At 69.9% G+C, this 7,836-nt stretch carries 5 protein-coding genes, 1 other RNA gene and 2 pseudogenes; 1 reads left to right on the forward strand and 7 read right to left on the reverse strand.

The window, feature by feature from the left end; genetic code table 11:
• Nucleotides 1–382 precede the first annotated feature (382 nt).
• From I59_RS23055 to I59_RS20360, 7 genes and pseudogenes are all read right to left on the reverse strand, one after another.
• Nucleotides 383–1,141 carry a hypothetical protein gene (locus I59_RS23055; protein ID WP_022904940.1) on the reverse strand — a complete coding sequence of 253 codons (759 nt, stop codon included), beginning with the start codon at nt 1,139–1,141 and terminating at the stop codon, nt 383–385.
• 153 nt (nt 1,142–1,294) lie between these two features.
• Nucleotides 1,295–1,671: a transfer-messenger RNA gene (ssrA, locus tag I59_RS21670) on the reverse strand.
• A 93-nt stretch (nt 1,672–1,764) separates the two neighbouring features.
• The gene (smpB, locus tag I59_RS17290; RefSeq protein ID WP_022904941.1) at nt 1,765–2,241 is read right to left on the reverse strand and encodes an SsrA-binding protein SmpB; all 477 of its coding nucleotides are present in this window, start codon (nt 2,239–2,241) and stop codon (nt 1,765–1,767) included.
• 234 nt (nt 2,242–2,475) lie between these two features.
• The gene (gene ftsX, locus I59_RS17295; protein ID WP_031274380.1) at nt 2,476–3,390 is read right to left on the reverse strand and encodes a permease-like cell division protein FtsX; all 915 of its coding nucleotides are present in this window, start codon (nt 3,388–3,390) and stop codon (nt 2,476–2,478) included.
• Nucleotides 3,387–4,145, reverse strand: coding sequence for a cell division ATP-binding protein FtsE (gene ftsE, locus I59_RS17300; protein WP_031274382.1), 759 nt, complete (start codon nt 4,143–4,145; stop codon nt 3,387–3,389). Before ftsE ends, ftsX begins: the two co-directional genes overlap by 4 nt.
• Nucleotides 4,146–4,216: 71 nt before the next feature.
• The gene (gene prfB, locus I59_RS17305) at nt 4,217–5,326 is read right to left on the reverse strand and encodes a peptide chain release factor 2 (RefSeq protein ID WP_031274384.1); all 1,110 of its coding nucleotides are present in this window, start codon (nt 5,324–5,326) and stop codon (nt 4,217–4,219) included.
• A gap of 96 nt (nt 5,327–5,422) precedes the next feature.
• Nucleotides 5,423–6,608: pseudogene (locus I59_RS20360) on the reverse strand (cysteine desulfurase family protein).
• 77 nt (nt 6,609–6,685) lie between these two features.
• Here I59_RS20360 and I59_RS20365 point away from each other — a divergent pair.
• Nucleotides 6,686–7,836: pseudogene (locus I59_RS20365) on the forward strand (glycogen debranching enzyme); the annotation flags it as partial.

The following is a 7,836-nucleotide window of genomic DNA, read 5'->3' on the forward strand; positions in this document are numbered from 1 at the left end:
AAGCGAGCGGTCCGCCCCGCGATCGAGAACATGCCGCCGAGCTCGGCGTGCACGAGCGCGAGGACGAGGACGGCCACGCCGCCGATGAGCCACGAGATGATCGCGGCGGGACCCGCCGTCTTGAGGGCCTCNTGCGAGCCGAAGAGCCACCCGGAACCGATGATCGATCCGGTCGAGGCCCAGATGAGCCCGATGAAGCCGACGTTCCGCTTCAGGCCGGAGTCCGGCAGCGCCTGTGTCGTCGTCGTTGTTGCCACTGTTGCTCCTGTCGAGTGACGCCGACCCGTGTTCGGGGGCCGCGTGCTTCGACAATGGCACTGGACAGGATGCTCGCCGGATTATTTAACGAGGTGGAAACACAAGTGCTGTATATGCACTCAGGCTAATTGTCCTTCGACTTCCCCTTCGCCTTGTCGGCCTTCTTCTTCTCGGCCTTCTTGCCAGCTTTCTTCTTCTCGGCCTTCTTGGCAGCCTTCTTCTTGTCAGCCTTCTTGGACGCGTCCTTCTTGTCAGCCTTCTTGGACGCGTCCTTCTTGTCAGCCTTCTTCGACGCCGTCCCCACCACCACCGCAGCCCCCGTGTCCGCAGTGACGTCGACGACCTCGGCCTCGAGCTCGGGAGCGAGTGCGTCCTCCACCCGCTCGACGACGAGCTCCGCGCCGTCCTCCGCGAGCCGGAGCAGGGCCTGCGCCGCACGGACGCGAGTCGACGTCCGGCGGGCGAGGACGTCCGCACGGGCGCCCTCGAGCAGGGACCGCAGCGAACGCTCGGCGACGGAACGACCCCGCGGCGCCGACCGGTCCAGGCGGTCGAGTTCACCGGCGACCCCGGCGACGTCGTCCTCGACGTGCTCGTGCCGCACCGACTCGATGAGGGCGGCGACCGCGGACGCGGCGCGCTCGACGGCCGCCGAACGCTGGTCGAGCACCACGAGCATCTCGAAGACGGCGCCGTAGGACACCGTCTCGAGCCGGACGGGCTCCGCCGCCCGGCCGCGCAGGACGAGCCGGGAGTCGGGCGCGGGGAGCCAGGCGACCAGCGCCGCCACGGTGGCGACGGACCCGACGAGCCGCTCGTACTCCCCCAGCCCGAGGCGCTCCTGCTCACGCAGACGGACACGGATCGCGATCTCCTGCACCACACTCGCACCTTTCGTCCCGGGGGCGCGGGGCGTCCCACCGCGCCGGTTCCCCGAGCGTAGCCCCGTGGGGTGGCAGGACGACGAACGCCCCACTCCGCTGGAGTGGGGCGTCCGGTGACGACTCGGCGTGACAGTGGCCCGACGACCGGCAGGTGGTGGAGATGGGGGGAATCGAACCCCCGTCCATCGCTGCAATTCGACGTCTTCTACGGGCGTAGCCGGATCAGGCGTTCTGCTCGGCCCCGTCCATTGCTACCGGCTTCTTGGACGACGGGCCCAGTCTCAGTGCAAGTCCCGCACGGCCCTGAGGCGCAACCGTGCAGCAAGTCCTCTTGATGACGCCGGGATCAGGTTAGGGGACGGTCACCTGGCCGACGGACTTCATGTGCTGGGCTGCTTACGCAGCGAGAGCGAAGTCAGTGCGCTTGGAATTGGCACTTGTTGTTTTCCACGGATCGTTCACGAGATGACCGTGGGTCCTCGGCCCGCTTCCCGTCGGCACACAGGCAATGTCGAAACCGATCATCCCCATGCAGGCCGGACGTGCGAGCCACTGTCACGCTGTTGAGTTGCCAACCGCCGTTCAGGCGGTGTTCCAGTCTAGTCGACCGGCGTGTGCGGCGCTACTCGCCGACGCGGTTCCGGGTGCGCATCGCCCGCTCGGCCTCACGCTTGTCGGTCTTCTCGCGGAGCGCCTGACGCTTGTCGAACTCGCGCTTGCCCTTCGCCACGGCGATCTCCACCTTGGCCCGACCGTCGTGGAAGTAGATCTGCAGCGGCACGAGCGTGTACCCGCCCTGCGCGGTCTTGTGCGAGATCTTCACGATCTGCTGCTTGTGCAGGAGGAGCTTCCGCTTGCGCCGTGGCGAGTGGTTGTTCCACGTGCCCTCGGTGTACTCGGGGATGTGCACGGCGTCGAGCCAGGCTTCTCCCCCGTCGATGAAGGCGTACCCGTCGACGAGCGAGGCGCGCCCTTGGCGGAGGGACTTCACCTCGGTGCCCGAGAGCACCATCCCCGCCTCGTACGTGTCCTCGATGAGGTAGTCGTGTCGGGCGCGACGGTTCGTGGCGACGATCTTCTCACCGCGTTCCTTGGCCATGACGACTCCTTCCGAGTCCGTGCGTGCGCCCCGGACCCGGTGTCCGGCGCAGCCTTACAGACTACTCAACGCCGACGGCGCAGCGCACCTTCCCGGCGCGCCGCCCGCCCCGAGTCTCGCTGTGAGCGACGGTCCTCGCGGCACCGGCCCCGAGCATTGTCGCTCATGACGAGACTCGGTCAGCGCGGACCGCAGCGCGCGACCGCAGCGCGAACCGCACCGCGGCGCGCGCCGCTACACCTTGAGGTAACGGCGGATGGCGACGAACGCCGACAGTCCGGCGAGGAGCACACCGATCACGACCACGGCGGGCACGACGACGGCCGCGTCCCCCATCCCGATGAACGCCGTACCGGAGAACCGGACCGCCAGGTAGTTCCGGACGAAGAACCACACCACGGCGACGATCGCCCCACCCGCGAGGACCGCCCCGATGGCCGCGGCGATCACCCCCTCGAGGACGAACGGCGTCTGGATGAACCGGTTCGACGCGCCCACCAACCGCATGATGCCGAGCTCTCGCCGTCGACTGAACGCCGACAACCGGATCGTCGTGGCGATGAGCAGCACGGCAGCGACGAGCATGAGCGCGGCGATGCCGATGGCCGTGTACGACGACGCGTTGAGCAGGTTGAAGATCGGTTGCAGGTACCCGCGCTGGTCGACGACGCTCTGCACGCCGGCGACCTTCGACAGGCTCTCGACGAGCACGTCCGACTGCGACGGGTTCTTGAGGTTCACCCAGTAGGTCTCGTTGAGGTACTCGGGCTTGACGAACTCGGTCGCCGGCGAGTCCTTGAACTGCTGCTTGAAGCGGGTGAAGGCGTCCTGCTGGTTCTCGAAGTAGAACTTCTCGATGTACGGCTTCAGCGTCGACGAGTCGAGCTGCGCCTTGACCTGGTCGCGCTGGTCCGCGGTGGCCTTCGCCCCGGTGCAGTTGCCGGTGGTGTCGGTGTCGGTGCACAGGTAGACGGCGACCTGCGCCCGGTCGTACCAGTACCCCTTCATCTGGTTGATCTGCATCTGGAGCAGGATCGCCGTGCCGACGAACGTCAGCGAGATGAAGGTCACGAGGACGACCGACACGACCATCGAGGCGTTGCGTCGCAGGCCCGAGCCGACCTCGGACATGACGAGTCCGAGCCTCATCGGATGATCCCCGGGATGGTCTGGATGCCGGTGGTGTTCGACACGGTGTTGCCTCGCTGGATCGGGACGGCCTGGGTCTGGTAGCCGCCGGACTGCTCGTCGCGCAGGATCGTGCCGTTCGACAGCTCGATCACGCGGCGCTGCATCTGGTTCACGATGCTCGCGTCGTGGGTCGCCATGAGGACGGTCGTGCCGCCCTGGTTGATGCGCTCGAGGAGGGCCATGATGCCGGCCGACGTGGTCGGGTCGAGGTTGCCCGTCGGCTCGTCGGCGAGCAGGATCGCCGGCTTGTTCACGACGGCCCGCGCGATCGCGACGCGCTGCTGCTCACCACCGGAGAGCTCGTGCGGCATGCGCGTCGCCTTGCCGGCGAGGCCGACCAGCTTGAGGACGTCGGTCACGGCCTCGCTGATGAAGCCCTTGCTCTTCCCGATGACCTGGAGCGAGAAGGCGACGTTGTCGAACACCGTCTTGTTCGGCAGCAGGCGGAAGTCCTGGAAGACGACGCCGAGGTTGCGCCGGAAGTACGGCACCTTGCGCGACGACAGGGACCCGAGCCGCTGGCCGAGCACGTGGATCTGCCCGCGCGAGGGCTTCTCCTCCTTGAGCACGAGGCGCAGGAAGCTGGACTTCCCGGAGCCGGACGCGCCGACGAGGAAGACGAACTCGCCCTTGAGGATCTCGAGGGAGACGTCGTCGAGCGCGGGACTCGGGTTGCCCGAGTACACCTTGGTGACCTGGTCGAATTTGATCATGACCGGTTCAGGGTAGGTCGGTCCGGGCCGGAACGGGCCGAGGCGCGCGGCTCACGTGTCCGCGGATCCACTCAGTCGTCGTCGGACTGCTTACGCCAGCGGATGCCCGCGTTGATGAAGCCGTCGAGGTCGCCGTCGAACACCGCGGACGGGTTGTTGACCTCGTGCTCGCTCCGCAGGTCCTTCACCATCTGGTACGGCGCGAGGACGTACGAGCGGATCTGGTCGCCCCAGCTCGCGGTGATGTTGCCCGCGAGCTCCTTCTTCTTCGCGTTCTCCTCTTCCTTCTTCAGGAGGAGCAGGCGCGACTGCAGGACGCGCATGGCTGCGGCGCGGTTCTGGATCTGCGACTTCTCGTTCTGCATCGACACGACGGTGCCCGTCGGGATGTGGGTCAGACGGACAGCGGAGTCGGTCGTGTTGACGGACTGCCCGCCGGGGCCGGACGAACGGAAGACGTCGACGCGGATGTCGTTCTCCGGGATGTCGATCGACTCGGTCTCCGGCATGAGCGGGATGACCTCGACCGCGGCGAAGGAGGTCTGCCGCTTGCCCGCGGCTCCGAACGGCGACATGCGGACGAGCCGGTGCGTCCCGGCCTCGACCGACAGGGTGCCGAAGGCGTAGGGCGCGTCGACCTCGAACGTGGCCGACTTGATGCCGGCCTCTTCCGCGTAGGAGGTGTCCATCACGGTGGTCTTGTAGCCGTGCTGCTCGGTGTAGCGCAGGTACATGCGCAGGAGCATCTCGGCGAAGTCGGCCGCGTCGACACCACCGGCGCCGGCGCGGATCGTGATGACGGCCGGCCGCTCGTCGTACTCCCCGTCGAGGAGGGTCTGCACCTCGAGGTCGCTCATCGTCTGCTGGATCGCCTTGAGCTCGGCCTGGGCCTCGTCCGCGGAGTCCTGGTCGTCGGCCTCGTTCGCCATCTCGACCAGCACTTCGAGGTCGTCGATGCGCGCTTGCGTGTCGGTGATCTTCCGGAGCTCGGACTGCCGGTGCGACAGCGCGCTCGTCACCTGCTGCGCGTGCTCGACGTCGTCCCACAGGTCGGGTGCGCCCGCCTGCTCGCTGAGTTCGGCGATCTCGCGCTGCAGGCGGTCGACGTCGACCACCGAGCGGATGTTGCCGAACGTCTCGCGGAGGGCGGAGAGTTGCTCGGAGAAGTCCAGTTCGACCATGATCGTCGATCCTACCGGCGCAGCACGGCCGGGAGGGACGGCTCGGCTCGACCTGTGGGCGAACGGGTCGACGTGGCCGGCTGTGCAGGGATCGCGTCAGCGGCCGAGGACCGGCTCGCGGGCCGCCATCCCGGCTGCGCTCGCACGCGCCACGGCGTCGGGCAGCGCGGCGAGGAAGGCGTCGACGTCGGCGTGCGTCGAGGTGTGCCCCAGCGTGATCCGCAGCGCACCGCGGGCGTCCGCCTCGCTGAGCCCCATCGCGAGCAGCACGTGCGAGGCCTCGGGGACCCCCGCCTGGCACGCCGAGCCCGTCGACACGGCGACCCCGGCGGCGTCGAGCAGGAACAGGAGCGAGTCCCCCTCGCACCCGGGGAAGGTGAAGTGCGCGTTGCCCGGGAGCCGGTCGACCGGGTCGCCCATGAGGACGGCGGACGGCACCGTCGCCCGGACGCCAGCGACCAGTCGGTCCCGCAGTGCACGGACCTCCGGGTGCAGCACCGAGCCGTCGGCGGCGATCGCGGACGCCGCCGCGCCGAACGCCGCCGCCGCCGGGGCGTCCTGCGTCCCGCTCCGCACCTGGCGCTGCTGTCCGCCGCCGTGGATGAGCGCCTCGACGGTGGCGCGGCGGCCGAGGACGAGCGCGCCGGCCCCCACCGGGCCCCCGACCTTGTGGGCCGAGACGCTCAGGGCGTCGAGGCCGGAGGCGCGGAACGACACCGGCACCTGCCCGTAGGCGGCGACCGCGTCGCTGTGCACCGGTACGCCCGCCGCGTGCGCAGCATCCACGATCTGCCGCACCGGCTGGATGGTGCCCACCTCGTTGTTGGCCCACAGGAACGTGACCAGGGCGACGTCGTCGGCGGAGGCGAGTTCGTGCCTCCAGGGCGGCCGTGTCGACGCGCCCCTGCGCGTCCAGCGGCACCACGTCGACGACCGCACCCTCGTGACGAGCCAGCCACTCGACCGTGTCGACGGTCGCGTGGTGCTCGCCCGCCGGGACCACGATCCGGGGACGCGGACGCTCCTGCTGTCGAGCCCAGAACATGCCCTTCACGGCGAGGTTGATGCTCTCCGTGCCGCCGGAGGTGAAGACGACCTCGACCGGGTCGGCGTCGAGGGACCGCGCCACCGCGGCCCGCCCGTCCTCGAGGAGCATCTTCGCGTGCTGCCCGGCGCTGTGGATCGACGAGGGGTTGCCGACGGTCTGCAGCGCTGCGGTGAACGCGGCGAGCGCCTCCGCGGTCATCGGCGTCGTCGCGGCGTGGTCCAGGTAGACCGTCACACTGCTCTCCCATCGACGAGGGTGCCCCCTGATCGGGCGTTTCCAGGATACCCGCGGGCCCTCGTACCCTGGTGACCATGCACGAGACCGCGACCGACGCCCTGCCGGGGATCGTCCTCGGCGACGGCGGGGCGCGGTTCACGGTCCGCTCGGCGTCGGCGACGGGCATCACGCTCGTGGTGGCCGGACGCGGCGCACACCCGCTGCGCCGCGTCGACGAGTCCGGCGACACCTGGTCGGCCGAGGTGCCCGGCGTCCGGGCGGGCGACCGCTACCACCTGCTCGCGACCGGCCCGGCCGGACCGCGGCACGCCTTCGACGCGGCGGCCCCGCTGCTCGACCCGGCGGCCCGGGGCATCGTGCCCGTGGTCGACGCCGGCGCGGGCGTCCGCTGGACGTCCGAGGTCGTGGACGAGTCCTTCGACTGGGGCGACTCGGTGGCCCCGCGGACCCCGCTCGACCGGGCGGTCGTGTACGAGGCGAACGTCCGGACCCTCACGGCCGCGAACCCGCACGTCCCCGAGGACCTCCGCGGCACGTACGCCGGGATCGCGCACGAGAGCACGATCGCGCACCTCCACCGCATCGGCGTGACCACCCTCGAGCTGCTGCCGGTGCACGCGTTCGACACGGAGCGGTGGCTCCGGGACGCCGGGCGCGAGAACGCGTGGGGCTACAACACCCTCGGGTTCTTCGCGCCGCACGCCGCGTACGCCTCCCCCGCCGCACGGGCCGCCGGCGCGTCCGCGGTCCTCCGCGAGTTCAAGGGCATGGTGCGGATCCTGCACGAGGCCGGGATCCAGGTCGTCCTCGACGTCGTCTACAACCACACCGCCGAGGAGGGCCTCGGCGGCCCGACGACCTCGCTCCGTGGGCTGGACGGCGCCGGGCGTTACCGGTGGGCCGCCGACGCGGACGCGTACTACGACACGACGGGCTGCGGGAACACCCTCGACACCTCCGTCGCCGCCACCGCCGACCTGGTCGTCGACAGCCTCCGCTACTGGGCGCGGGAGGTCCGGGTCGACGGCTTCCGGTTCGACCTGATGGTCTCGCTCGCGCGGGACGCCCGGCACGTGTTCGACCCGGCGCACCCACTGCTCACGGCGATCCGGGAGCACCCGGACCTGCAGGACGTCGTGGTCGTGGCGGAGCCCTGGGACGTCGGCCCGGACGGATGGCGCACCGGGTCGTTCGGTGCGGGGACGAGCGAGGGAACGACGGCTCC

This window comes from Curtobacterium sp. B8 (assembly GCF_000333315.1).
Lineage (GTDB): Bacteria > Actinomycetota > Actinomycetes > Actinomycetales > Microbacteriaceae > Curtobacterium > Curtobacterium luteum.